At 65.4% G+C, this 1,131-nt stretch carries 2 protein-coding genes; both read right to left on the reverse strand.

Going from position 1 to position 1,131, the window contains the following annotated elements:
* Positions 1–90: 90 nt before the first annotated feature.
* A complete protein-coding gene (locus HMPREF3105_RS04560; protein WP_002854802.1) occupies positions 91–693 on the reverse strand; it encodes a cadmium resistance transporter in 603 nt (200 codons plus the stop codon).
* On the reverse strand, positions 690–1,049 hold the full coding sequence (locus HMPREF3105_RS12630) for a Cd(II)/Pb(II)-sensing metalloregulatory transcriptional regulator CmtR (protein WP_017488126.1): 360 nt from the start codon (positions 1,047–1,049) through the stop codon (positions 690–692). Before HMPREF3105_RS12630 ends, HMPREF3105_RS04560 begins: the two co-directional genes overlap by 4 nt.
* Positions 1,050–1,131 lie beyond the last annotated feature (82 nt).

Raw genomic sequence — 1,131 nt, forward strand, 5'->3', positions numbered from 1 at the left:
CGATCACGCAGGACTGGCTGCAGGTAGGTGTCGCGGTCTGAACCGAGAGGGGTGCGCCCGGTCGGGGCCGTTTGGATCGCTGCCGCTACGTCAGAGTCCGAAGGCTCCGCCGCTGACGAGGATCACGATGCCGAGGCCGATGAGAACGATGGGGAAGAGGATGTTCTCCCAGCGTTCGAGCACTTCGGCGATCGGGGGGCGGGTGGCGACGAACTTTGCCAGGGCCACCAGGACCGCGACGAGCGCGAGGAAGACGATGCAGTAGGCGACTACTGCGAGAGGTTCCACGCTGAGGAAGACAGGGGTGTAGACGCCGATGTTGTCGCCGCCGTTGGCAAGGGTGACGCCTGCGACTGTCCACACGCCGACCTTCTTGCCGGCAACCTTGGCCTCGTCGTCATCGTCGTCATCGTCTCCGCGCCAGGCCTGCCATGCGGCCCAGAGGCCGAGGCCCAGAGGGATGAGGCCGAAGTACGGGATGGCTGCCGAGGGCAGGAATGCTCCGGCGCCGATGGTCACCAGGACCGCGGCACCGAGGATGCCGGCGAATCCGAGGTACTGGCCGGCCAGAATGCGGGCGGTAGTGCCGCGCTGGCCTGCCCCTCGCGCGAAGAAGAGGGAGAGCACGATGATGTCGTCGATGTTGGTCGCTGCGAACAGGCCCATCGCCTGCAAGACCGAGGTGAGGATCATGCGCCCTCCCCAGCTGCGTCGCATCCGGGAAGCGAGCAGGCGGGATCGATGCACGGGGCGTCTTCGTCCACTGCCAGGGTGGCATCGACCAGTGCCGTCAGCGCCTGCGCCAGGTGCGAATCGGCGATCTCATATCGTGTCCGACGACCCTCGGGCTCGGAGACGACGATCCCGCAATCGCGCAGGCATGCCAGGTGGTTGGACACGTTCGGGCGTGTCAGGTCCAGATCTCGGGCCAGTTCCGCCGGGTAAGCGGGATGGTCGAGCAGGGTCAAGATGATCCGGGATCGAGTGGGGTCGGCCAGTGCACGACCCAGGCGGTTCATCACGTCGAGACGCGAAGCAATAGTCATCATGGACTGAACTATACAGCGCGAACTGAACACTCGGTCACAGGCGTCAGCCCAGATCGCATGCCCGTAAGGGGATCCTTCACCG

Origin of the sequence: Micrococcus sp. HMSC31B01, assembly GCF_001816085.1 — a bacterium.
Taxonomy (GTDB): domain Bacteria; phylum Actinomycetota; class Actinomycetes; order Actinomycetales; family Micrococcaceae; genus Micrococcus; species Micrococcus luteus.